Origin of the sequence: Leclercia sp. LTM14, assembly GCF_023736175.1 — a bacterium.
Taxonomy (GTDB): domain Bacteria; phylum Pseudomonadota; class Gammaproteobacteria; order Enterobacterales; family Enterobacteriaceae; genus Enterobacter; species Enterobacter barmai.
Genome location: NZ_JAIKTT010000001.1, coordinates 508,937 through 531,526, shown reverse-complemented (window position 1 = coordinate 531,526; position 22,590 = coordinate 508,937). Strand labels below are relative to the sequence as shown.

Sequence of the window (22,590 nt, the reverse complement as noted above, 5' to 3'; positions counted from 1 at the left end):
GTGAAGAAGGGAAAGAAATCCGGCGGCAGGGCGCCGCCGGATAGAACAACTTACTTAGCCAGCAGCTCGCGCGCCGTGCGTTCCACCAGTGACAGCAGGACTTTAACATCCTCCAGGGTCACAACCGGGTTCAGCAGGGTCAGCTTCAGGCAGGTGATACCGTTATGCTCGGTAACCCCGACGTTAGCGCGGCCGGATTCCAGCAGGGCATCGCCAATCTTCTGGTTGAGCAGCGCGATGGCCGCGTCATCCAGCTGATGCTCAGGACGGAAGCGGAACAGAACGCTCGCCAGCTGTGGCGGCATGACCAGCTCCAGCAGCGGCTGTTCGGTTACGTACGCGGCAACCTGCTGCGCCATGGTGACACCGTGATCGATGATCTCCGCGTATTTCTTCTCGCCCAGCGCTTCCAGACTCATCCACAGCTTCAGCGCGTCGAAACGACGGGTGGTCTGCAGAGATTTGGATACCAGGTTTGGCACGCCAGCCTCTTCGTCAAACTCAGAGTTCAGGTACGCCGCCTGATAGCGCATCAGCTCATAGTGACGCGCCTCTTTCAGCAGGAACGCGCCGCAGCTGATGGTCTGGAAGAACTGCTTGTGGAAGTCCAGAGTCACGGAATCCACCAGCTCGATACCGTCGAGGTAATCGCGATACTTTTCGGACATCAGCAGCGCGCCGCCCCATGCCGCATCGACGTGAACCCAGATATTCTGCTTTGCCGTCAGCTCTGCAATCGCACGCAGCGGATCGATAGCGCCCGCGTCCGTGGTACCTGCAGTGGCAACGATCGCCAGAATCTGTTCGCCGTTGGCATTGCACTGCTCAATTTTCGCGGCCAGATCGTTCAGATCCATACGCGAACATTCGTCAGTTTTAACCTGGATAACGGACTGGTAGCCCAGACCCATCAGCGCCATATTCTTCTGTACGGAGAAGTGTGCGCTGTCGGAGCAGAGAACACGGATCTTACGCAGATCGCCCACCAGACCATCCTGCTGGACGGAGTGGCCCTGACGCGCGAAGAAGGCATCGCGCGCCAGCATCAGACCCATCATGTTGCTCTGGGTGCCGCCGCTGGTGAAAACGCCCGCGTCGCCCGCCTGATAACCCAGGCGGGTACGCAGCCACTCGATCAGTTTTATCTCGATAATGGTCGCAGACGGGCTCTGATCCCAGGAGTCCATGCTCTGGTTAGTGGCGTTGATCATCACTTCCGCCGCCTGGCTTACCACCAGGCTCGGGCAGTGAAGATGCGCCACACACTGCGGATGATGCACCGCCAGGCTGTCTTTCAGGAAATATTCAACGGCGCGCTCGATAGCGGTTTCGTTGCCCAGCCCTTCCGGGCTGAAGTCCAGGTTAATACGTTCGCGCAGTTCGGCGACCGTTTTACCCTGGTACATTTCCGGCTGTTTCAGCCACTGCATGACCGCCTGGGTGCTCTGCTCGATGGCCTGCTGATAGGCTTCGATGCTTTGCGCCGAGGACGACAAAATCGGGTTTAAATCTGACATTGTATCCATTGTCTCCGGTTAGACTGGGCGAACGCCCGCAGCAAGCAGCGCCTGCTCAAATTTATCCAGGAACACATTCAGCTCCTGATCGCTGATCAGCAGGGAAGGCAGCAGACGCACGACGTTACCGTTACGACCGCCACGCTCCAGAATCAGGCCCGCTTCGAAGCACTTCTTCTGGATCAATGCAGACAGCTCGCCGTCGCCCGGGAAGCAGCCCATGTGGTCGGCAGCTTCGTGCGGCTTAACGATCTCAATCCCGATCATCATGCCCAGACCGCGCACGTGACCAATAACCGGATAGCGTTTCTGCAGCTCAACCAGCTTCGCTTTCAGCCATTCGCCCTGGGCGGCAACTTTATCAGCGATGTTCTGCTCTTTGAGGATCTGCAGGGTGGTGAGGCCGGTGGCCATTGCCAGCTGGTTACCACGGAAGGTACCGGTGTGGTGGCCAGGAGACCAGGCGTCGAACTGCTTTTTGATACCGAGAACGGCCAGCGGCAGACCGCCACCCACAGCTTTGGACATCACAACGATGTCTGGCTGAATACCCGCGTGTTCGAAGGCGAAGAATTTACCGGTACGGGCAAAGCCAGCCTGAACTTCGTCGAGGATCAGCAGAATGCCGTGCTCTTCGGTCACTTTACGGATGCGCTGCAGCCACTCAACCGGTGCCGGGTTCACGCCGCCTTCGCCCTGGACTGCTTCCAGGATCACGGCAGCAGGTTTACGCACGCCGCTTTCAACGTCGTTGATCAGGTTTTCGAAGTAGTAGGTCAGGGCTTTAACACCGGCTTCACCACCGATACCCAGCGGACAGCGGTACTGGTGCGGGTAAGGCATGAACTGGACTTCTGGCATCATGCCGTCAACCGCTTCTTTCGGAGACAGGTTGCCGGTCACGGACAGTGCACCGTGGGTCATGCCGTGGTATGCGCCAGAGAAGCTGATAATGCCGCTGCGGCCGGTCACTTTTTTCGCCAGCTTCAGCGCGGCTTCTACAGCATCTGCGCCGGACGGGCCGGTGAACTGCAGGCAGTACTCTTTGCCCTGGCCTGGCAGCATAGAGAGCAGGTATTCTGAAAACGCGTCTTTCAACGGCGTGGTCAGATCCAGGGTATGTAACGGCAAGCCGCTGGTAATGACACTTTGGATGCTTTTCAGCACATCAGGATGGTTATGACCCAGCGCCAGCGTTCCCGCTCCGGCCAGGCAATCAAGATACTCTTTGTTATCCGCATCGGTGATCCACACCCCGTCCGCCTTAGTAATAGCTAAAGGCAGCTTGCGCGGATAACTCCTGACATTGGATTCCATTTCGGCCTGACGGGCCAGATAGGTTTCGTTGGTTTTGAAAGAAGAGGCATTCAAAGTATCAATACGGACTTTATCCGTCATCATATCACTCCTACAACCGCAGCTCAGCACGTGGCTCCGATTGAATAATTAATTAAGAAAATGAGAAGGGCATCAAAAATCGCGGCCAATATAGAGCCTTTTTGCCCGGGGCTCAATGGTTAATTGTTTATCGTTTGTTACGCGCGTTGAATCAACGCGCGTAGGGCGTAACCCCGCATGGCACCTGAGGTTTCCAGGGGGAGGCTTCGGGTATAAAAGCGGGGCGTTTTAGAACGCTTTAGAACTACTTTTGGACGACGTTCAGAATACCGTGATCGCGGCCATGGGTTTTATTCCATGAAGCGTCGGTCACGCCGTTCGCATCCAGTGAGATCGACAGCACATAACCCGCGCCTTTCACCTCGTAGAAATTCGCATTTGAGCGTTTCACCACGGCTTTCTTGCCGTTGATGGTGGCCTGGGTGAAGCCGTTATTGATGCTGGCTTTAATACCGTTGGCGCTGAAGGAGGCTTCACGAAGCGGATCGGCAACGGGCGCCGCCTGGCCATGCTGTACGGCTTCATGCGCATTCTCGAGCGCCTGTTTTTCCGCTGCGGCATTGATGGTGGCCTGACGGTTCTGGTCGGCAATGTAGCAGGCGTCACGGCTTACGCCTTTGGCCTCACACTGCGCTAAGCGCTGCTCTTCAGAGACACAGCCCGCCAGCAAAGCGGCAATCACACCTACCAACAGAATCTTTTTCATACATTAACCTTAAAGGAAAGGGGAAATCGTCTGTTCCCCGGTTGTTGATTCGATAATTATTATTGGCCTGGCCACCTTTTGCTGGTGTCTATATTAGAGACGCACCAGTGGCGCGCGCTGAATATCACGCAAGGGGCGTTGTCTCAGGTTGACGAAGATCACATTTAGCACGAATAGCTTAAAACTTGAGATTTGTCCTGGTGAGTGGTTACTCACGAGTTACGGGATGGTTTAAGGGATGTATGTCCGAGTTGTGCTGAGAGAAACGTTAGAACTTAGAAAGGTTAGAGCATTCCATTTAGCACGCGATTTATTCTACTGCAATGTATGTAATTGATATAATCGGTCCTGGGTGATTTCTTTATAATAGAACTACAGGGGCATTGCTACCCCTGATTGTTCAGAAAATTATTCAGCTATAAATTTAAACATAATTAATAAACCGATAAAGCACAATGTTCCAATAACCATTGCAAAATATTTTATATAAAACCATGAAATGTCAGTTTTGTCTAAATTTTTAAAAAAACTAATTTCCTCTTGTGTTAATGTCTTTTTTGTTGCTGGAAAATTCGTGAAAAGCAATGCGCAAATCAAATAGGACTCTTTATAACCCCAAAAGAAAAAACCACCAGTTTTCCCCACTGTCATTGAGAAGGGTGTATACCCAAACTGTTTTTTAAATTTTTTGACTATAGCATCAAATTTTCTTTCTGTTAATTTACCATAGATTAGATAGAATAAAAAAGATAGGAAAAATAAAGACAGTAAAATGATTAAAGATATATCAAAGGGTTTCATTCAGCCTCCTCAAACAGTGTATAGAGCGAATTACCTACTTTCTCTCCTCCCCAGTTGCCAGCCGCACCACCAGCGAAACCTAGAGCTCCACCAGCGATAAGTGTACAAGCCAGGCCTGCTGTTCCAGCGGTTCCAATGCCAAGGGCGATACACAGAGGAACTGTAAGAGAGCCTGTTAAAATACCGCCACCAACTTCCCCTGAGAAACTGCCTATTTCAGTGTATTTCTTCCTGATGCATTCAGCTTCACGACCAATTGAGCAAGCCTCATTTATCTCATTCATTGAGTGAACCGCACTGAACCCAATACCTACGTAGCCAGTGTATTTCATAGCTTTAACGTATTTAGCTGCTCGTTCAATGTGAGTGGCATAACCTTCAATGTCACTGATCCCCGTTTCATTCCATTTGTGGGTAATAGAACTGCTGGAGAGGCCGAGCGCGTTTTTTATTTTGGTATACTCGCCGAATTTCATCGCCTTATTCAGAAAGCTGACTTTGAGTATGGACTCAAGTTCTTTAAATAACTGGCTACGTCTCACGTAAAATTGTTCACCAATCAACGCACCTCTTGTTAAGTAGGTATTCTTGTATGTATTCTGGATCTCTTTAAGAATTTTTTCGATATTCTCAAAGTATTTCCCAACAGGATCAGCGGCAAGGCCAATTCCAGTATCAGCGTAACTGGTGAAATTAGTGATGGTAGCGTAATGCTTATGCAGGAAGTTAGCTTCCTGGTGTGTCAACGATTCCAGTGCGGTATCAATGCGCTGTTTTGCCGCTTTCATGTGAGCGATTTGTTCGTAGTCCTGCATATCAGGATCAACCAGAAGCATAATCGAACCGGCTTTATAGCTTTTGTCTGTGCCGTTCAGCGTAGCGAATAGCTCTTTTGCTCCTGCTGGCGGAGTGCCTGTAAATAGCAGACGTTGCCAGGCTTCTGTAGTACCGCCGTAGGGGAGAACGGCGAAACCTGCATCTGTGCCTGTTTTTTTCTTTGCTGTCTGGGCGTGTTGTTCTGGTTCCTGCTGGGCTTGTTGCACCAAAGGAACAGCAGCGACTGCTGATTTAGCGCTCATGATTTCCGGATGACGTTCCCCAGTGAAGCCGGACATGGCGATCACAAAGTTATCTTTGCAGTGGCATAAAACCAGATCTCCATCACCCGCGATGAAACCCGCTTCGAGGAGTCCTGTATAGGTTGCATTGATTTCAAAAGCATCTTTGCAAACATCACACCATGCTTTATCACCAGCCCTCACCAATGGATTGTGGTCTTCATCAAAAATAGTTGATGAGGCAGAAACGATGTGCCCGTACCTCGTTTTATTACCCAGCTTTGCAAGTGTTCTTTGCGTTACCATCAGTGATCCCTCAGTGAGCAGTTTCTGCTGCCAACATTTTGTGATGCTGTTTGAGTTCGGTTTGCTGTTTGAGTTCGGTTTGCTGTTTGGCAATGATTTCCTGCCATTCTTGGCTCATTCCGGCAACTTGGTCATCAATGAACGCTGGTTTATCAAAAGATGCCAGAATTTCAGGAGTAAGATCGCTATTGTACTGTTTCATAAGTCCCTCTACTTTTTATGGAAATAATTGCTGCGGTCATTTTACAAACAATTACCACTTGCGCAACAGGTATGAGACTTAAGTAAAACGTCGTTTCGTAACAGAAGGTTTTCCATAAAAGCACATTTCTACAGTGCTTTAATGAGAGGGGTTGTGTCTCTGTTTACCTGCTGGCATGATCCTGACTGGGATTAATGCAGAGCATTAATCGCCAGTTTTGATGTAAATGACTCGGGGTGCCCTTCTTCGTTGAAGGCTGAGAAATACCCGTACCACCTGATCTGGATAATGCCAGCGTAGGGAAGTCAGATGCCCTCCGGGCTATCGCTTCTTCGCGCAAGGCAGGAGCGATACCATGCAGCCTGACCTGCTCAATTTACACGCCTTACACCACTTCCGAACCCGTTCTCCGCTCACCCACTGTATGACCAACGACGTCGTGCAGACCTTTACCGCCAACGTGTTGCTGGCACTTGGCGCGTCACCGGCGATGGTGATAGAAGCCGAAGAGGCGGAACAATTCTCTGCTGTTGCTGATGCGCTGCTGATTAACGTCGGGACGTTAACCGCGTCGCGCGCCCAGGCGATGCGTCGGGCCATTGAGAGTGCGGTTGCCGTCGGTAAACCCTGGGTGCTCGATCCGGTAGCCGTCGGCGCGCTGGGGTACCGCACCCGGTTCTGTCAGCAGATCCTCGTCCTCAAACCGGCGGCCATTCGCGGCAATGCCTCGGAAATCCTCGCCCTTGCCGGGATGAGCGCGGGGGGACGCGGCGTGGACACCACCGATACGGCGGCCAGCGCGCTGCCTGCGGCCCAGGCGCTGGCGCGGCAAACCAAAGCCATCGTGGTAGTGACGGGGGAGGTGGATTACGTCACCGACGGGCTGCGCACCCAGACGGTTACCGGGGGCGATCCGATGATGACCCGGGTGGTGGGCACCGGCTGCGCGCTGTCGGCGGTAGTGGCGGCCAGCTGTTCACTGCCGGGCGACCGGCTGGAAACCATCGCGGCGGCCTGCGGCTGGATGAAACGGGCCGGAACCCTTGCGGCAGCCCAAAGCCGCGGACCGGGCAGTTTTGCCACGGCGTTTCTGGATGCCCTGTGGGAACTGGGGGCGCAACAATGAAACGCATTAATGCCCTGACCATTGCCGGCACCGACCCAAGCGGCGGCGCCGGGATCCAGGCCGACCTGAAAACCTTCTCGGCGCTGGGGGCGTATGGCTGCTCGGTGATCACCGCCCTGGTGGCACAGAATACCCGCGGAGTGCAGTCGGTCTATCGTATTGAACCCGATTTTGTGGCGGCGCAGCTGGAATCGGTGTTCAGCGATGTGCGCATCGACACCACCAAGATCGGCATGCTGGCCGAAACCGATATCGTCGAGGCCGTGGCGGAGCAGCTGCTGCGTCATCAGGTTAAAAACGTAGTGCTGGACACGGTGATGCTGGCGAAAAGCGGCGACCCGCTGCTTTCACCTTCTGCCGTCGAAACGCTACGTAAAAAGCTGTTGCCGCAGGTGGCGCTGATCACGCCAAACCTGCCCGAAGCCGCAGCGCTGCTCGACGCCCCTCACGCCCGCAGCGAACAGGAGATGAAAGAGCAGGGTTATGCCCTGCTGGCGATGGGGTGTGAAGCGGTGCTGATGAAGGGCGGGCATCTTGACGATCCCGAAAGCCCCGACTGGCTGTTCACCCGCGACGGAACGGTGCGCTTTACCGCCCCGCGCGTGAAGACCAAAAATACCCACGGCACCGGCTGCACCCTCTCGGCCGCGCTGGCTGCGCTGCGCCCGCGTCACGATAGCTGGGCGGATACGGTGCGCGAGGCCAAAACCTGGCTCTCCTGCGCGCTGGCGCAGGCGGACACGCTGGAAGTGGGGCAGGGCATGGGTCCGGTCCACCATTTCCATGCGTGGTGGTAAAGGTTACCGCCCATAGCTGGAAAATTCGCTACCCACAGACCAGGCTTAGGGGGCTCGCAATCCTGTGAGCCTGGAGAAAACATGCCGACAGCCTGTCGGCACTAAGGGGAGCAAAACTATGACTGATATTGCGCAGTTGCTTGGCAAAGACGCCGACAGCCTGTTACAGCATCGTTGTATGACTATTCCAGCCGACCAGCTCTATCTGCCTGGCCACGACTACGTCGACCGCGTGATGATCGACAACAACCGCCCGCCAGCGGTACTGCGAAATATGCAGACGCTGTATAACACCGGGCGTCTGGGCGGAACCGGCTATCTGTCGATCCTGCCGGTGGACCAGGGGGTGGAGCACTCGGCCGGTGCGTCGTTTGCCGCCAACCCGCTCTATTTTGATCCGAAGAACATCGTTGAACTGGCGATTGAAGCTGGCTGCAACTGTGTGGCCTCCACCTACGGCGTGCTGGCGTCGGTCTCCCGGCGCTATGCGCACCGCATTCCGTTCCTGGTCAAGCTCAACCACAACGAAACCCTGAGCTATCCAACCGAATATGACCAGACCCTCTATGCCAGCGTCGAGCAGGCGTTCAACATGGGCGCGGTGGCGGTCGGGGCGACCATCTATTTCGGCTCAGAGCAGTCGCGCCGTCAGATTGAGGAGATCTCCGCCGCCTTTGAGCGCGCCCATGAGTTAGGAATGGTGACGGTGCTGTGGGCCTATCTGCGTAACCCGGCCTTTAATAAAGACGGCACGGATTACCACGTTTCCGCCGATTTAACCGGACAGGCCAACCATCTGGCGGCCACCATCGGGGCGGATATTGTGAAGCAGAAAATGGCCGAAAATAATGGCGGCTATAAGGCGGTCAAGTTTGGCTATACCGACGATCGGGTCTACAGCAAACTGACCAGCGACAACCCTATCGATCTGGTGCGCTACCAGCTGGCGAACTGCTATATGGGGCGCGCGGGGCTCATCAACTCCGGCGGTGCAGCGGGGGGCGATACCGATCTCACCGATGCGGTGCGCACGGCCGTTATCAATAAACGCGCGGGCGGCATGGGGCTGATCCTCGGTCGTAAGGCGTTTAAAAAATCGATGGCGGACGGCGTGAAGCTGATAAATGCGGTGCAGGACGTCTATCTGGATAAGAAGGTGACTATCGCGTAATCCCTAACCCCTCTCCCCTCACCCTAACCCTCTCCCCATAGGGGAGAGGGGACTGTCCGGTGGCGTCTTTTCCCTCTCGCCACTTTGGGGAGAGGGGACTCTCCGGAGCCGTCTTTTCTCCCTCGCCCCTTTGGGGAGAGGGCCGGGGTGAGGGGATTTGTCCCCCTCCGGACATGATCGGAACCCCATTCATTTCATTCAAACATCCATCCCGATCTACCTCACATTTCCCCTCTCTTTTGTGAAAAGTATCACTCGCCCCCGTGCAGATGCACAAAAAACGGTCGACGCTTAGCGGAATTTGTCTAAGGCAGTGGATGAATTTTGCGCTTAAAGTTAGATTCGAAACGGCTTTTCAAAATGAAAGAACACGCTGAACCTACGCAGTTTTAAGGACAAAAAATGAAAATCGAATCCGTAAACGTCACCGTCTTTCAGTATCCCACCCGCCGGGTTTCCGACAGCGCCGGGCACTCTCATCCGGGGCCGGAAAGCCTGGCTAAAATGGCGATGCTGACCATTACCGCAGACGATGGCACCAAAGGGTACTCTTTTGCACCGCCGGAAGTGGTGCGCCCTTTTGTGGTCAACACCTTCTTCCGTAAGGTGCTGATCGGCCAGGACGCCTTTAACCGCGAAAAGATCTGGCAGGAGCTGGCCCACTGGCAGCGCGGCAGCGCCCATCAGCTGACCGAACGCGCGCTGGGCTTCGTTGAGCAGGCGCTGTGGGATCTGATTGGCCGCAAGCTCAATATGCCGGTCTGGAAGCTGCTGGGCGGCTACCGCGACAAAGTGCCTGCCTACGGCAGCACCATGTGCGGCGACGACCTGCCGGGCGGACTCTCTACCCCGGAAGAGTACGCCAGCTTCGCTGAAACCCTGGTCGCCCGCGGCTACAAGGCCATCAAGCTCCACACCTGGATGCCGCCGGTCTCTTTCGCGCCGAACCCGAAGATGGATATCAAAGCCTGCGCTGCGGTGCGTGAGGCGGTCGGGCCGGATATCGACCTGATGATCGACGGCTATCACTGGTACAGCCGTGCGGAAGCGCTGTGGATCGGTAAAGAGCTGGAAAAACTCAATTTCGCCTGGTTTGAAGAGCCGATGGAAGAGGAGAGCATGGCCTCCTACGCCTGGCTGGCTGAAAACCTCTCCATTCCCATCGTCGGGCCGGAGAGCCTGGGCGGCAAGCACCACAGCCGCGCCGACTGGGTAAGAGCCGGAGCGTGCGACATCCTGCGTGCGGGCGCCAATGGCGTAGGCGGCATCTCGCCAACCCTGAAGGTAGCCAACCTCGCCGAGTCGTTCGGCATGGACTGCGAAGTGCACGGCAACGGCGCGGCCAGCCTGGCGGTGATCGGCGCTATTAAAAACTGCCGCTGGTACGAACGCGGTCTGCTGCATCCGTTCCTCGACTACGACGAGCCCGCGGCATATCTGCACAGCCTCATCGACCCGATGGATGAAAACGGCATGGTCAGCCTGCCGGATCGCCCGGGACTGGGCGAAGACATTAATTTTGCGTATATCGAAGCCAATACCCTCAGCCACGACTGATAAATAAAACTTCTACCCTACAAACGGTATACACAGATGAAGAAAAACTCCCTCACCGGGGCGTGTTTACTCGCGCTCTCGCTGATGATGGGGAGCGGCGCGGCGTATGCAAAAACGCCGCCCGATCAGCTCATCATCGGTATGAACATGAACAACCTGCTGACCCTCGATCCGGCCGCGATGACCGGCAACGAGGTGGTTGGCATTGTGGTCAATCTCTACGATTCGCTGGTGGAACTCGATCCCAACACGCTCACCAACGTCAAACCGGCGCTGGCGAAATCCTGGGACATCTCGCCGGACGGCAAAACCCTGACCTTCCACCTGCGCGATAACGTGACCTTCCACTCCGGCAACCCGCTTACTGCCGAAGACGTGGTGTGGTCCATGCGTCGCCTGCTGCATCTGAACCTCGCCCAGGCCTCGGTGTGGAAGTCCTACGGGTTTTCTAAGAAGAACATCGACCAGCAGGTGAAAGCCCTGGATGACTACACCGTGCAGCTCACCCTGCCGAAGGCCAACGATCCGCAGCTGGTGATCTACTCTCTCGGCGCGCTGGGCAATCTTGGCGTGCTGGATCGCAAAACGGTCCTCAGCCACGAGGTGAACAGCGACTGGGGCAACCGCTGGCTGACCACCAACGAAGCCGGTTCCGGGCCGTTTATGCTGGAGACCTGGCAGGCAAAAGACGTGCTGCGCATGCGCTCAAACCCGAAATACTGGCGGGAAGAGCCGAAGATGAATCGCGTGGTGTTGCGCCACTTCCAGGAGTCGCAGACCCTGCGCCTGATGGTGGAGAAGGGCGATCTGGATATCGCCAGCAACATGGCGGTGGCCGACATTAACGCCCTGCGTAAGGATCCGCAGCTGACGGTAGAAGCCGTGCAGAAGGGGACGGTCTATTACGTGGCGATGAGCATGAAGGAGGCGCACTTCGCCAACCCGAAGGTGCGCGAAGCGGTACGCTATCTCATTGACTATCAGGGGATCAACAAGGCGCTGATGCCGGGCTACGGCGTGCTGCACCAGCGGCCCATCAAGGCGGGAATGCCGTCGACGCTGCCGGACCCGGGCTACAAACTCGATATCCCGCGCGCTAAAAAGCTGCTGGCGGAAGCGGGCTACCCGGAAGGGTTCGACACTACCCTGCGGGTGCTGGCGGATCAGCCGTTCCTCAATATCGCCATCGCCGTGCAGTCCACCCTGATGCAGGCGGGGATCAACGCCAAAATCATCACCGGCACCGGGAACCAGATCTACGGCGCGATGCGCGAGCGTAAGTTCGACATGCTGGTCGGGCGCGGCGGCAGCGGCGTGGAGCCGCATCCGCACTCCAGCCTGCGGGCGCTGGTCTACAACCCCGACAACAGCGACGAGGCCCGGCTGACCAACTTCCAGGGCTGGCGTACCAGTTTCTACGACAAGCCGCTGAACGAGATGATCGACAAGGCCCTGCTGGAGCGCGATCCGCAAAAGCAAATCGCCGACTACCAGCAGATCCAGGTGCGCTATGACCAGCTGATCCCGGCGCTGATCCCGCTGTCGCAGATGGTTGATTCGGTGGTGGTGCGTAACGAGGTGAAAAACTTCCAGTCGCATCCGTCCGCCACCACCTTCCTGCGGGAAGTGTACAAAACCGGAGGTGAAAAATGAGTGTAGCGATACTCGCCCCAGGCTCCCGCACCCGGCGTTTTTCAAAGCGCTTAACCCAGGTGCTGGTGACGCTGTTCGGCCTGCTGGTGCTGACCTTTTTCATTGGCCGAGTGATGCCGGTGGATCCGGTGCTGGCGATTGTCGGCCCGGATGCCGACCAGAGCACCTATCAGCAGGTCTACCAGCAGCTGGGCTTTGATAAATCCCTCCTGACCCAGTTTGGGATCTACCTCAACAACCTGCTGCACGGCGATTTTGGCAACGCCCTGCTGACCGGCAAACCGGTGCTGGACGACATTCTGCGCGTCTTCCCGGCGACCCTTGAGCTGGCCACCATGGCGATTATCGTCGGGGCCGGTTTAGGGGTCCCGCTGGGGGTGCTGGCGGCGGCGCGTCGTAACAGCGTCTCGGATTACGTGGTGCGCATCATCAGCCTCGCCGGTTACTCCACGCCGATCTTCTGGGTAGGGATGATGGGGCTGTTGCTGTTCTACGCCTGGCTCGGCTGGGTGGGCGGCGCCGGACGGCTGGATTTAGGGCTGGATGGCATTGTGCCGCGCCGCACCGGGCTGATGACCGTCGATGCCCTGCTGGCAGGCAACAGCGCGGTGTTCTGGAACGCCATTAACCACCTGGTGCTGCCCGCCTCGCTGCTGGGCTTCCACTCCCTGGCCTACATCAGCCGTATGACCCGCAGCTTTATGCTGGCCCAGCTGTCCCAGGAGTTCATCATCACCGCCCGGGTGAAAGGCTTAACCGAGCGTCAGGTGATCTGGAACCACGCGTTTCGCAACATCCTCGTGCAGCTGCTGACGGTGGTGGCCCTGGCCTACGGCTCGCTGCTGGAAGGGGCGGTGCTGATTGAAACCGTCTTCTCCTGGCCGGGCTTTGGCTCCTATCTTACCGGCAGCCTGCTGCTGGGCGATATGAACGCGGTGATGGGCTGCGTCCTGCTGGTGGGGATGATCTTCGTGATGCTCAACCTGCTCTCCGACATGCTGTATCAACTCTTCGACCCGAGGACGAAATCATGACCGTTTCTCTGGATACACCGCTGCAAGGCGTTCGCAGCGAAGGACGCCAGCGCCTGGCGCGCATGGCCCGCCGCGGCTTCGGCTTTGCCGGGCAGATGGCGCGCAACCCGCTGACGGCCATCGGCGGCGGCATCATCCTGCTGCTGCTGATCGTCGCCGCCTTCGCGCCCTGGATCGCCCCCTACAACCCGCTGGTGCAGGATCTGAATAACGCCCTAGTGGCGCCGAACGCGCAGCACTGGTTCGGCACCGACGAGTTTGGCCGGGATATCTTCAGCCGCCTGGTGTACGGCTCGCGCATCACGCTCTATATCGTGCTGCTGGTGTCGGTCACCGTCGGCCCGCTGGGGCTGCTGCTGGGCGTCACCGCCGGGTACTTTGGCGGCAAGGTGGATGCGGTCCTGATGCGCGTCACCGATATCTTTATCTCCTTCCCGAGCCTGGTGCTGGCGCTGGCGTTTGTCGCAGCGCTCGGCCCGGGGCTGGAACACGTGGTGATCGCCATTACGATCACCGCCTGGCCGCCGATTGCCCGTCTGGCGCGTGCCGAAACCCTCTCCCTGCGCCAGGCCGATTTTATCTCCGCCGTGCGTCTGCAGGGGGCGTCTCCGGTACGGGTGCTGTGGCGTCACATCGTGCCGCTGTGCCTGCCGTCGGTGATTATTCGTATCACCATGAACATGGCGGGGATCATCCTGACCGCCGCCGGGCTTGGCTTCCTTGGCCTTGGCGCACAGCCGCCGGAGCCGGAGTGGGGGGCGATGATCTCCAGCGGGCGCACCTACATGATGGAGTGCTGGTGGGTAGTGACTATTCCGGGGCTGGCGATCCTGATTAACAGCCTGGCGTTCAACTTCTTAGGAGATGGCTTACGTGACATCCTCGATCCTCGCAGCAACTGATGTGCCGCTGCTCGACGTGCGCGATCTGCACGTCGACTTTATCAACGGACGCGCGGTCACCAACGCGGTGCGCGGCGTCTCCTTTCAGCTGGGCCGGGAGAAGCTGGCGATAGTCGGCGAGTCGGGCTCCGGGAAATCCACCGTCGGGCGGGCGCTGCTGCGTCTGCATCCGGCGAAGGCGCAGATCGCCGCCACGCGGATGCAGTTTGGCGACGTCGATTTACGCACCGTCAGCGAGGCGCAGATGCGCGGCATTCGCGGCAAGCGCATCTCGATGATCATGCAGGACCCGAAATACTCCCTCAACCCGGTGGTGTGCGTCGGGGATCAGATTGCCGAAGCCTGGCTGACGCATCATCCGGGGCGCAGGGCAGAGGCTAAAGCCAAAGTGCTGGAGATGCTGGACGTGGTGCGCATTCGCCAGCCGGATCGGGTTTATCACCTTTACCCGCACGAGATCTCCGGCGGGCAGGGGCAGCGCATCATGATCGCCATGATGCTGATCACCGACCCGGAGCTGGTGATCGCCGATGAGCCTACCTCGGCGCTGGACGTCTCGGTGCGGCTGCAGGTGCTGGGATTGCTGGACGACCTGGTCCAGTCCCGCGGGCTGGGGCTGATTTTTATCAGCCACGACATCAACCTGGTGCGCAGCTTCTGCGACCGGGTGCTGGTGATGTACGCCGGGCGGGTGGTGGAGTCCATTGCCGCCTGCGATCTGCACAATGCGCAGCACCCCTATACGCAGGGGCTGATTAACGCCCTGCCAGAGATGAACCGCCGCCGCCCGGTGCTGCCGGTACTGCAGCGTCAGGCCAGCTGGCTGACCGAATAAGGAGCAACGATGATCGAGGTAAAAAACCTGAATCTGGCCTTCGGTGAAGGGGAAAAACGCAGCCAGGTTCTGTACGACGTCAATATCAACGTCCAGCCGGGGGAGATTTACGGCCTGGTGGGGGAGTCGGGTTCCGGTAAAACCACGGTGCTGAAATGCCTGGCGGGGCTGTTCACCCACTGGGAAGGGGCGCTGGCGATAAACGGCCAGCCGCTGGAGCGGCGCATCAGCCCCCAGCGCTGCCGTCTGGTGCAGATGGTGTTTCAGGACCCTTACGGTTCGCTGCACCCCCGGCACACCATCGGCGATATTCTGGAAGAGCCGCTGCAAATTCACGGCATCAACGACCGGGATCGGCGCATTCACGCCCTGCTGGATAAGGTGGGCCTCAATCGTGCCTTCCGCGATCGCTATCCGCATCAGCTTTCCGGCGGCCAGCGCCAGCGCGTGGCGATTGCCCGGGCGCTGATCCTGGAGCCGCAGGTGCTGCTGCTCGATGAACCCACCTCGGCGCTGGATGTGTCGGTACAGGCGGAGATCTTAAACCTGCTGGCGGAGCTGCAGCGCGAGTCGAAACTCACCTATCTGATGGTGACCCACGATCTCGGGGTGATTGCCCATCTGTGCCAGAAGGTGGCGGTGATGCAGTACGGCAAGATCCTCGAAACCCTGACGGTGGACGATCTGGTGGCAGGGCAGGCCAGAACCGATTACACCCGGATGCTGGTCAACGCCAGCCAGCAGTATTCCCGCGAGATGGCGAGGGAGGTGGCGGTATATTAGTGCGGTTTGTTTGCCGGGTGGCGGCTTCGCCTTACCCGGCCTACGAAACCCGTAGGCCCGCGCAAGCGCAGCGCCGCCGGGCAACACTCAGCGCAGAAGCGGACAATCCGGCGGCAGCCGGCACTGGATCGCCCCTGGCAGGAGCGCGATGCGGAAACGGTCGCCGCTCAGCGGTTCGCCATCGAGATTAAAGGTCATCCCGTGCGGAGCCTGGATTTCAAACCACGCCGACTGTCCATCCACCAGATGCGGGCTGTCCTCCGCTTTGGTCAGGGTGGTGAACAGCGCCGGGAGCAGTTCATCGCCGGTAATGATACGTACCCCGAGCAGCCCGTCGTTGATCAGCGCGTCCGGGCACAGCTGCTGCCCGCCGCCCGCCTGACGGCCATTGCCGATACCAATCACCAGCGCGTTACCCTGCCAGTGGAAGTTCTCGCCGCGGATTTCACACAGATCAGGTTTCAGGGTATCCAGTCGAGACAGGCCGTGAATCAGGTACGAAACGCCGCCCAGCGCCGCTTTCAGCTTTTCCGGCGTTTCACTGGTAATGCGGGTGCCAAACCCGCCGGTAGCCATATTAATAAAGCAGGTTTCGTCGTTCACCCGGGCAATATCCACCGCCGTGGCTTTACCGGCAATCGCCAACTGTAGTGCCTTATCGAGCGCCTCCGGGATCCCGGCGCTGGTGGCAAAATCGTTGGCGGTGCCGAGCGGCAGAATGCCCAGCGCAGGACGGTGGTCGCCCTGCAGATTAATCAATGCGGTCGCTACCTCGTTGATGGTGCCATCGCCGCCGCCTGCAATCACCGTCTCGACGCCGAGGGTGCGGGCTTCGTCGATATAGCGCGCCGCGTCGCCTTTTTCCCAGGTCACGCGCACGTGGATATGAACACCTTCGTCGCGTAACAGTGTCACCGCCTCGCGCAACAGATCGTTGCCCGCGCTTTTACCATTGAGAATTAATAAACTTGCCGGATAGGTCGCCATCCACGTTGCTCCTGTGCTGATCTTCAAGAAGTGTATCGCAGCGCGGGAAAAAGCGGGTAAGAAGAGGATGAAAGGCGAGAAATTAAATGAGTGGCGAGCTCGGGTTTACGCCACTCGGTCCAGACGGTTTAGGTCGGTAGTGCGCCATAAGGACATAACGCGAACATACAGTGCTGGCGATATGGACAGCGGATAATCAGCCCACCCTCGTTGCCGGGGCAGCCTGAGCTTTCAACAAATGAGGACCAAAGTTTTGATGTATAGGGGAATGTTCGAAGGATGTGTAACGCTCTGATTTTGCCATCTATAGCAATTCCGAAGGGGCTGGTGACAAGAACCGATCCGGTGCTGATAAAGTAATCTCCTTTATACCAGATTATCAGCCTGAGATTTTTAACGGTGAGTACGTGTATAAAAATTGTTCCAGTACGAGGGCAAACCATCCTGTTTTCAACCACCCAGTACATATATCTCCTCCTTCTCCTTAAGTGAAATTTCATTCGTAAGAAGAATAGCATCTGATATGTGTATGAATACCCTGCCTTTAATAAATTGATAATTAAAGGGGCTTCTCGTCGTAAATAGAAACAAATTTACGTTAAGGGGGGGCAATAGTACGTCAGATGCGCAGAAAGAGAGGAGAGGGGGAATTTCAGACAAAAAAAATTAGCCTGCGTAAGGGAGATTACTCAGGCTAAGGAGGTGGTTCCTGGTACAGCTAGCATTTATGGGTTATGTTTTTCAGCGCCTGCAATAATACCCGCATCAAACGCAGCGGTATGTGATCGAATTCTAAGAATCATCTCATACCAAAAAATAACCCCTTTTCACTACTTAGCGTGCGGCGCTTGGGTGTTTTCGCCGTCAAAGTTACGCATCAGCAGCGCGTATTCCAGGTTGATCTCTTCCGGTACCGGCAGCCAGACGGTATGACCGTCGCCCGGCGCGACGGAGACCGACTCGCCTTTGCCGTTCACCATATGCTCCAGAGTAAAGTTGATGTTGCCCTGTGGGGTCATCAACTCCAGGCTGTTGCCCACGAGAAACTTGTTTTTAACCGCCACCGCCGCGAGGTTGCCCTTGCGCTCGCCGGTGAACTCGCCGACAAACTGCTGGCGATCGGAAACGGAGTGGCCGTATTCGTAGTTCTGGTAGTCGTCATGGGTGTGGCGACGCAGGAAGCCCTCGGTGTAGCCGCGATGCGCCAGCCCTTCCAGAGTTTGCAGCAGGGTGCTGTCGAAGGGTTTGCCTGCCGCCGCGTCGTCAATCGCCTGGCGATAGACCTGGGCGGTACGCGCGCAATAGTAGTAGGACTTGGTGCGGCCTTCGATCTTCAGGGAGTGCACGCCCATCTGGGTCAGGCGCTCTACGTGGGCGATGGCGCGCAGATCTTTGGAGTTCATGATGTAGGTGCCGTGCTCGTCTTCGAACGCGGTCATGTATTCACCCGGGCGCTGGGCCTCTTCAATCATAAACACGCTGTCGGTAGGCGCCCCGATGCCCAGCGTCGGCTCAATGTTCTGCACCGGAATAGGCTCGTGCTTGTGCACGATATTGCCCACCTCATCCTGCTTGCCTTCCTGGACGTTATATTCCCAGCGGCAGGCGTTGGTACAGGTGCCCTGGTTCGGGTCACGCTTGTTGATGTAGCCGGAGAGCAGGCAACGGCCGGAGTAGGCCATGCACAGTGCGCCGTGGACGAAAATTTCCAGCTCCATGTCCGGCACCTGGGTGCGGATCTCTTCGATCTCTTCCAGTGACAGTTCGCGGGACAGAATCACCCGGGTCAGCCCCATCTGTTTCCAGAATTTTACCGTCGCCCAGTTCACGGCATTAGCCTGCACCGAGAGGTGAATGTCCATCTCCGGGAAATGCTCCCGCACCAGCATGATCAAACCCGGGTCCGACATAATCAGCGCGTCAGGGCCCATCTCTACCACTGGTTTCAGGTCGCGGATAAAGGTTTTCAGCTTGGCGTTATGCGGGGCGATATTCACCACCACGTAGAATTTTTTACCCTGCGCGTGGGCTTCGTTGATGCCGAGCTGCAGATTCTCGTGGTTGAATTCGTTATTACGCACGCGCAGGGAGTAGCGCGGCTGGCCCGCATAAACGGCATCGGCGCCGTAGGCGAAAGCGTAACGCATATTTTTCAGCGTTCCCGCCGGTGAGAGGAGTTCCGGTTTAAACATGTTTGTTCTCGTTCTGATGACAGGTCAGATGCGCACACGGGTGGGCGCCGGGAGGAGATCCCATACATTAAGGGCGGGCATTGTAGCGCTGCGGGAAGGGGAGGTAAACCATTGAGTGAGTAAAGGCCGACGGCAGGACAGTACCGTCGGCGTTTAGCTCAGGGGTGGGGCAATCAGAGGTCGTCCTGGGTATGATCGACAATAATTTCCAGGGTCTTACGAATGATATCGGCGCGGACAACGTCGCGCGTAGACTCGATCTCATGGATCAAACGTAAAATAATCGCTTTATTAGTCAGCGGTTCCTTCGCATCCAGAATGGCGCCTGTCACAGTTTGAAGCAGCGCCCACTCTTCGGCCAGCAAACCACCGGCACTACGAAAGTAGTTGGACAATGCAGCATTGGGCAGTTCATCGTAAAAGTCATTTTTCTGGAGCATAGCCTGGCTCATAGTGTCACACCGGTTCAGTTAATAAGTTAATGGTGCAGTTAATGCTTATTCCTGTTGGCTTGCGGGCTATTGCCAAACAGGGGATACACATTGCTGCTGCTGTGTCGACCATCCGTGTCCCACTCCTGCTGCTCACTTTTGGTATTACGCCGGGCGCCACCCTTACCATCGTTGAAATTTCCAGAATAATTTGGGATAGCACGTTCCGCCGCTGCCCGTCCCGCTCAATCGATAACATCTGTTGCAGCCTCTCCAGCAACAGCTTCATGCTTATGGGGCCGTTATCTTTGAGCAAAGAAAGAGTAGCTTCGCCAATAAGTTCGTCAGTTAATCGTTCATGGTCACTTCTGTTCATAACTACGTCTCTGTCGCCGCATCTTCCTGCAGAAGAGATGCGGCATAAAGTCAGTCTGTCGTGACAGTATAAAAAATCTGTCGCAAAGAAAAAACTGACTCAAAAAACAAGGTAATCATATGCTGTGGCGTATCGTTTATCGATCAAACAGCAGGCCAACCAGCGTCTGATAACGGCTCTCCTCTTCCCGAACCGAAGCCTGGTCCATCCGGTAAAGCAGACGGGTACAAATGGCTTTTCGATTGAGGATTTTTCCTTCCTGTAGAATTTCAACCACAATTTGACCCAGCGTCTCCTGCTGGGAGGGTTGGTTTGCTTTGTTAAAGTACTGGGCAATGGCATTGGCTGTGTTCGGTGAGTACCCGTTCTCGCGCATATGTCACTCCTGAAATCCGCTGTATTTAGAAGGTTAATATCTTGTTAACTTGTAAATACTGTACACACCAATTGTACAAGTTAACAAATATATTTTTACCATTACGTGCTAACCCATATTATTCAGTAAGTTAAAATAGATAAAATTTGTAAAACAAGCTAAAAAGATTGTACATTGTCGACGATTTTTGTCGTTATGGCGGGTACAGGTGACGGAATTTACTTCGTCCGGGGAAGCTTATAAGAAGTTAAGCGAACCATCTGATACTGTGGACTTTCATTCACCTCCTCTATTGGAAACCCTATGCTCACTACCATCATTTACCGTAGTCATTTTCGTGACGACGTACCGGTTACCGTGCTGGAAGACATGGTTGTTGCAGCAAATGAAAAAAACAAAGAAGCCGGGGTTAGCGGCATTCTTCTGTTTACTGGCAAGCTCTTTTTTCAGCTGCTCGAAGGACCTGAGGAGAATGTAAGAGCCATTTACCGCGCGATCTGTGAAGACCCGCGTCACCACAACGTGGTGGAACTGTTGTGCGATTATTCCCGCGCCCGGCGCTTCGGCAAGTACGGCATGGAACTGTTTGATTTACGCCACTATGACCGTCACGAAGTACTGCAAAACGTGCTGGACAAGGGCACCACAAAGTACCAGATGTTTTATAACGACAGGGCGCTGCACTTCTTCAGAACCTTCGTCGAGGAGAGTGAAAAAGAGAACTACTTTGAGCTGCCGTCAGGGGACCACTGGGTATTTGTTCCTGACAGCGACGATCCCAGCGTACGCACCCTGCCGGGGCGTTACAGCGAGTCGTGCAGCTTCGCGTTCCAGCCGATTATCGACCCGCTGGCCCGCGAAGTTGTCTCTCTCGAAGCCCTGATCCGCACCCCGGAAGGGGAGCCTTCCCAGCGCTGGTTTGAGGGGCTGGAAGGGGATGCTGTTTATGAAGCCGACCTCAAAAGCAAGAGCGTTGCCTTTGCGATGGCAAAGGAGCTGGGGCTGGGTGAACAGAGCCTGTCAGTGAACCTTTTACCGATGACGCTGGTCAATATTCCCAACGCGGTCGACTATCTGATTCGTGAGATAGAGGCCAACGGACTGGTGGCAGAGCAGATTGTGGTGGAGTTTACCGAGCACGAAGTGATCTCCCGTCTGGATGAATTCACCGGTGCGGTACGCGAGTTAAAAGCCGCAGGTATTGGCGTGGCGATTGACCACTTTGGCGGTGGTTTTGCCGGTCTGCTGTTGCTGGCGCAGTTCCAGCCAGACAGAATTAAGATTAATCGCGATCTGATTCGCGACGTTCACAAGAGCGGACCGCGGCAGGCGATTGTGCTCGCGATCATAAAATGTTGTACAGCTTTAGAAATTCTGATCTCCGCAGTGGGTATCGAGCAGCCGGAAGAGTGGATGTGGCTCGAATCTGCAGGCGTTTCTCAGTTCCAGGGGCACCTGTTTGCCCACCCTGAACTGGCCGGGATCCCGCCAGTTTCGTGGCCTGAGCCGCGCGAGGAGGTTCTTCTTTAACCTTCACCGGGCAGTGATACAATTCTGTTGTACAATATAACGAGTTGTACAGCCCGGTGAGATTCGTTACCTTGAACGATGAATATATTGATCAGCCATGAGGAATTGATGGCCTTTTACAGTATTGGCGATGTGGCAGAACGTTGCGGCATCAACCCCGTCACTCTGCGTGCGTGGCAGCGCCGGTATGGCCTGCTAAAGCCGCAGCGTAGTGAAGGCGGACATCGGCAATTTGATGACGACGATCTACAGCGCATTGAAGAGATCAAGCGCTGGATTGAGCGTGGCGTACCGGTGGGTAAGGTAAAAGCCCTGCTGGATGGGGACAAAGCCCCTGAGCCAGGGAACTGGGGTGTGCTGCAGGAAGAGATGATGGGCACGCTGCGCCAGGTGAACCCGGCTAAATCGCGGGCGCAGATCGCGATTTTCTGTCAGCACCATCCTGTGGACGTCCTGATCGACAACGTGTTTATTCCCGTGCGAGAGACCTTAAGCCTTGACCACGCTACCGCGCGCATTATGGGCAGCATGCTGGACGGCATTCTGATCGAACAGGCGATCACCAGCCTGACCGATTCGCGTACCAAAGCGGGCAGGGATGCGTTGCTCATTGGCTGGGGGGTTGAGGATCGTACCCGCCTGTGGATGGAGGCGTGGCGTCTGTCGCACCGGGGGTGGCGCATCAACGTCTTTGCTGAACCGCTGGAGTTACCCCATCCGGAGTTCTTCCCGGGCCAGCATATTCTCGTCTGGGCAGGTAAAACCCTGTCGGATGAACAGCGCCAGCAGCTGGTGCACTGGCAAAAGCAGGGTTATGTCATTACGGCGCACGGGGCGGCTGACGTCCTCTGA

At 56.3% G+C, this 22,590-nt stretch carries 22 protein-coding genes and 1 riboswitch; of the genes, 11 read left to right on the top strand and 11 right to left on the bottom strand.

Going from position 1 to position 22,590, the window contains the following annotated elements; all coding sequences use genetic code 11:
• Positions 1 to 50: 50 nt before the first annotated feature.
• From K5I40_RS02550 to K5I40_RS02525, 6 genes are all read right to left on the bottom strand, one after another.
• Complete coding sequence (locus K5I40_RS02550) at positions 51 to 1,517, bottom strand: aspartate aminotransferase family protein (protein ID WP_223073764.1); 1,467 nt, start codon at positions 1,515 to 1,517, stop codon at positions 51 to 53.
• Between the two features lie 18 nt (positions 1,518 to 1,535).
• Complete coding sequence (locus K5I40_RS02545; protein ID WP_138369935.1) at positions 1,536 to 2,918, bottom strand: diaminobutyrate--2-oxoglutarate transaminase; 1,383 nt, start codon at positions 2,916 to 2,918, stop codon at positions 1,536 to 1,538.
• Positions 2,919 to 3,159: 241 nt separating this feature from the next.
• Complete coding sequence (locus K5I40_RS02540) at positions 3,160 to 3,621, bottom strand: hypothetical protein (protein WP_223073765.1); 462 nt, start codon at positions 3,619 to 3,621, stop codon at positions 3,160 to 3,162.
• Between the two features lie 408 nt (positions 3,622 to 4,029).
• Positions 4,030 to 4,422: a hypothetical protein gene (locus K5I40_RS02535; protein ID WP_251929496.1), complete on the bottom strand. Its 393-nt coding sequence runs from the start codon at positions 4,420 to 4,422 to the stop codon at positions 4,030 to 4,032.
• Positions 4,419 to 5,786 (bottom strand): PAAR domain-containing protein, encoded by a 1,368-nt coding sequence (locus K5I40_RS02530; RefSeq protein ID WP_251929497.1) that lies wholly within the window; start codon positions 5,784 to 5,786, stop codon positions 4,419 to 4,421. Before K5I40_RS02530 ends, K5I40_RS02535 begins: the two co-directional genes overlap by 4 nt.
• 10 nt (positions 5,787 to 5,796) lie before the next feature.
• On the bottom strand, positions 5,797 to 5,988 hold the full coding sequence (locus tag K5I40_RS02525; protein WP_223073766.1) for a hypothetical protein: 192 nt from the start codon (positions 5,986 to 5,988) through the stop codon (positions 5,797 to 5,799).
• A gap of 222 nt (positions 5,989 to 6,210) precedes the next feature.
• A riboswitch (TPP riboswitch) is annotated at positions 6,211 to 6,308 on the top strand.
• A 35-nt stretch (positions 6,309 to 6,343) separates the two neighbouring features.
• On the opposite strand from K5I40_RS02525, the gene thiM reads away from it, so the two are divergent.
• The 9 genes from thiM to K5I40_RS02480 all read left to right on the top strand — a co-directional run bounded on the left by thiM (position 6,344) and on the right by K5I40_RS02480 (position 15,846).
• Positions 6,344 to 7,114 carry a hydroxyethylthiazole kinase gene (gene thiM / locus K5I40_RS02520; protein WP_223073767.1) on the top strand — a complete coding sequence of 257 codons (771 nt, stop codon included), beginning with the start codon at positions 6,344 to 6,346 and terminating at the stop codon, positions 7,112 to 7,114.
• Positions 7,111 to 7,911 (top strand): bifunctional hydroxymethylpyrimidine kinase/phosphomethylpyrimidine kinase, encoded by an 801-nt coding sequence (thiD, locus tag K5I40_RS02515; RefSeq protein WP_039031097.1) that lies wholly within the window; start codon positions 7,111 to 7,113, stop codon positions 7,909 to 7,911. The genes thiM and thiD overlap by 4 nt, the downstream gene beginning before the upstream one ends.
• A gap of 118 nt (positions 7,912 to 8,029) precedes the next feature.
• A complete protein-coding gene (gene fbaB / locus K5I40_RS02510) occupies positions 8,030 to 9,082 on the top strand; it encodes a class I fructose-bisphosphate aldolase (protein WP_223073768.1) in 1,053 nt (350 codons plus the stop codon).
• A 402-nt stretch (positions 9,083 to 9,484) separates the two neighbouring features.
• Positions 9,485 to 10,639 (top strand): mandelate racemase family protein, encoded by a 1,155-nt coding sequence (locus K5I40_RS02505; RefSeq protein ID WP_138369938.1) that lies wholly within the window; start codon positions 9,485 to 9,487, stop codon positions 10,637 to 10,639.
• Between the two features lie 36 nt (positions 10,640 to 10,675).
• The gene (locus tag K5I40_RS02500) at positions 10,676 to 12,292 is read left to right on the top strand and encodes an ABC transporter substrate-binding protein (protein WP_223073769.1); all 1,617 of its coding nucleotides are present in this window, start codon (positions 10,676 to 10,678) and stop codon (positions 12,290 to 12,292) included.
• Complete coding sequence (locus K5I40_RS02495) at positions 12,289 to 13,326, top strand: ABC transporter permease (RefSeq protein WP_138369940.1); 1,038 nt, start codon at positions 12,289 to 12,291, stop codon at positions 13,324 to 13,326. Before K5I40_RS02500 ends, K5I40_RS02495 begins: the two co-directional genes overlap by 4 nt.
• Complete coding sequence (locus K5I40_RS02490; RefSeq protein ID WP_223073770.1) at positions 13,323 to 14,228, top strand: ABC transporter permease; 906 nt, start codon at positions 13,323 to 13,325, stop codon at positions 14,226 to 14,228. Before K5I40_RS02495 ends, K5I40_RS02490 begins: the two co-directional genes overlap by 4 nt.
• Positions 14,200 to 15,063 (top strand): ABC transporter ATP-binding protein, encoded by an 864-nt coding sequence (locus K5I40_RS02485; protein WP_223073990.1) that lies wholly within the window; start codon positions 14,200 to 14,202, stop codon positions 15,061 to 15,063. Before K5I40_RS02490 ends, K5I40_RS02485 begins: the two co-directional genes overlap by 29 nt.
• Before the next feature lie 9 nt (positions 15,064 to 15,072).
• A complete protein-coding gene (locus K5I40_RS02480; protein ID WP_039031103.1) occupies positions 15,073 to 15,846 on the top strand; it encodes an ABC transporter ATP-binding protein in 774 nt (257 codons plus the stop codon).
• A gap of 87 nt (positions 15,847 to 15,933) precedes the next feature.
• Here the strand turns inward: K5I40_RS02480 and yegS are convergent, their stop codons facing one another.
• The 5 genes from yegS to ycgZ all read right to left on the bottom strand — a co-directional run bounded on the left by yegS (position 15,934) and on the right by ycgZ (position 20,208).
• Positions 15,934 to 16,833, bottom strand: a complete 900-nt coding sequence (gene yegS / locus K5I40_RS02475) for a lipid kinase YegS (RefSeq protein WP_138369942.1) — start codon at positions 16,831 to 16,833, stop codon at positions 15,934 to 15,936.
• An 830-nt stretch (positions 16,834 to 17,663) separates the two neighbouring features.
• Positions 17,664 to 19,025, bottom strand: coding sequence for a tRNA 5-hydroxyuridine modification protein YegQ (gene yegQ, locus K5I40_RS02470; protein WP_139563228.1), 1,362 nt, complete (start codon positions 19,023 to 19,025; stop codon positions 17,664 to 17,666).
• Between the two features lie 173 nt (positions 19,026 to 19,198).
• Entirely contained in the window at positions 19,199 to 19,477 is a 279-nt protein-coding gene (locus K5I40_RS02465; protein ID WP_072036700.1) for a biofilm development regulator YmgB/AriR family protein, read from the bottom strand.
• Positions 19,478 to 19,481: 4 nt separating this feature from the next.
• Entirely contained in the window at positions 19,482 to 19,832 is a 351-nt protein-coding gene (locus K5I40_RS02460; RefSeq protein ID WP_251930995.1) for a hypothetical protein, read from the bottom strand.
• A 136-nt stretch (positions 19,833 to 19,968) separates the two neighbouring features.
• Complete coding sequence (gene ycgZ / locus K5I40_RS02455) at positions 19,969 to 20,208, bottom strand: regulatory protein YcgZ (RefSeq protein ID WP_223073771.1); 240 nt, start codon at positions 20,206 to 20,208, stop codon at positions 19,969 to 19,971.
• Positions 20,209 to 20,511: 303 nt separating this feature from the next.
• Between ycgZ and K5I40_RS02450 the strand changes: the two genes are divergently transcribed.
• Together K5I40_RS02450 and K5I40_RS02445 are read left to right on the top strand one after the other, a co-directional pair.
• The gene (locus K5I40_RS02450) at positions 20,512 to 21,738 is read left to right on the top strand and encodes a diguanylate phosphodiesterase (RefSeq protein WP_223073772.1); all 1,227 of its coding nucleotides are present in this window, start codon (positions 20,512 to 20,514) and stop codon (positions 21,736 to 21,738) included.
• 108 nt (positions 21,739 to 21,846) lie between these two features.
• On the top strand, positions 21,847 to 22,590 hold the full coding sequence (locus tag K5I40_RS02445; protein WP_223073773.1) for a MerR family transcriptional regulator: 744 nt from the start codon (positions 21,847 to 21,849) through the stop codon (positions 22,588 to 22,590).

Excerpts from the sequence above, each read along its gene's own strand:
- K5I40_RS02550 (WP_223073764.1), bottom strand. The coding sequence starts at position 1,517 with ATGTCAGATTTAAACCCGATTTTGTCGTCCTCGGCGCAAAGCATCGAA.
- K5I40_RS02545 (WP_138369935.1), bottom strand. The coding sequence starts at position 2,918 with ATGATGACGGATAAAGTCCGTATTGATACTTTGAATGCCTCTTCTTTC.
- K5I40_RS02540 (WP_223073765.1), bottom strand. The coding sequence starts at position 3,621 with ATGAAAAAGATTCTGTTGGTAGGTGTGATTGCCGCTTTGCTGGCGGGC.
- K5I40_RS02535 (WP_251929496.1), bottom strand. The coding sequence starts at position 4,422 with ATGAAACCCTTTGATATATCTTTAATCATTTTACTGTCTTTATTTTTC.
- K5I40_RS02530 (WP_251929497.1), bottom strand. The coding sequence starts at position 5,786 with ATGGTAACGCAAAGAACACTTGCAAAGCTGGGTAATAAAACGAGGTAC.
- K5I40_RS02525 (WP_223073766.1), bottom strand. The coding sequence starts at position 5,988 with ATGAAACAGTACAATAGCGATCTTACTCCTGAAATTCTGGCATCTTTT.
- thiM (WP_223073767.1), top strand. The coding sequence starts at position 6,344 with ATGCAGCCTGACCTGCTCAATTTACACGCCTTACACCACTTCCGAACC.
- thiD (WP_039031097.1), top strand. The coding sequence starts at position 7,111 with ATGAAACGCATTAATGCCCTGACCATTGCCGGCACCGACCCAAGCGGC.
- fbaB (WP_223073768.1), top strand. The coding sequence starts at position 8,030 with ATGACTGATATTGCGCAGTTGCTTGGCAAAGACGCCGACAGCCTGTTA.
- K5I40_RS02505 (WP_138369938.1), top strand. The coding sequence starts at position 9,485 with ATGAAAATCGAATCCGTAAACGTCACCGTCTTTCAGTATCCCACCCGC.
- K5I40_RS02500 (WP_223073769.1), top strand. The coding sequence starts at position 10,676 with ATGAAGAAAAACTCCCTCACCGGGGCGTGTTTACTCGCGCTCTCGCTG.
- K5I40_RS02495 (WP_138369940.1), top strand. The coding sequence starts at position 12,289 with ATGAGTGTAGCGATACTCGCCCCAGGCTCCCGCACCCGGCGTTTTTCA.
- K5I40_RS02490 (WP_223073770.1), top strand. The coding sequence starts at position 13,323 with ATGACCGTTTCTCTGGATACACCGCTGCAAGGCGTTCGCAGCGAAGGA.
- K5I40_RS02480 (WP_039031103.1), top strand. The coding sequence starts at position 15,073 with ATGATCGAGGTAAAAAACCTGAATCTGGCCTTCGGTGAAGGGGAAAAA.
- yegS (WP_138369942.1), bottom strand. The coding sequence starts at position 16,833 with ATGGCGACCTATCCGGCAAGTTTATTAATTCTCAATGGTAAAAGCGCG.
- yegQ (WP_139563228.1), bottom strand. The coding sequence starts at position 19,025 with ATGTTTAAACCGGAACTCCTCTCACCGGCGGGAACGCTGAAAAATATG.
- K5I40_RS02465 (WP_072036700.1), bottom strand. The coding sequence starts at position 19,477 with ATGAGCCAGGCTATGCTCCAGAAAAATGACTTTTACGATGAACTGCCC.
- K5I40_RS02460 (WP_251930995.1), bottom strand. The coding sequence starts at position 19,832 with ATGAACAGAAGTGACCATGAACGATTAACTGACGAACTTATTGGCGAA.
- ycgZ (WP_223073771.1), bottom strand. The coding sequence starts at position 20,208 with ATGCGCGAGAACGGGTACTCACCGAACACAGCCAATGCCATTGCCCAG.
- K5I40_RS02450 (WP_223073772.1), top strand. The coding sequence starts at position 20,512 with ATGCTCACTACCATCATTTACCGTAGTCATTTTCGTGACGACGTACCG.
- K5I40_RS02445 (WP_223073773.1), top strand. The coding sequence starts at position 21,847 with ATGGCCTTTTACAGTATTGGCGATGTGGCAGAACGTTGCGGCATCAAC.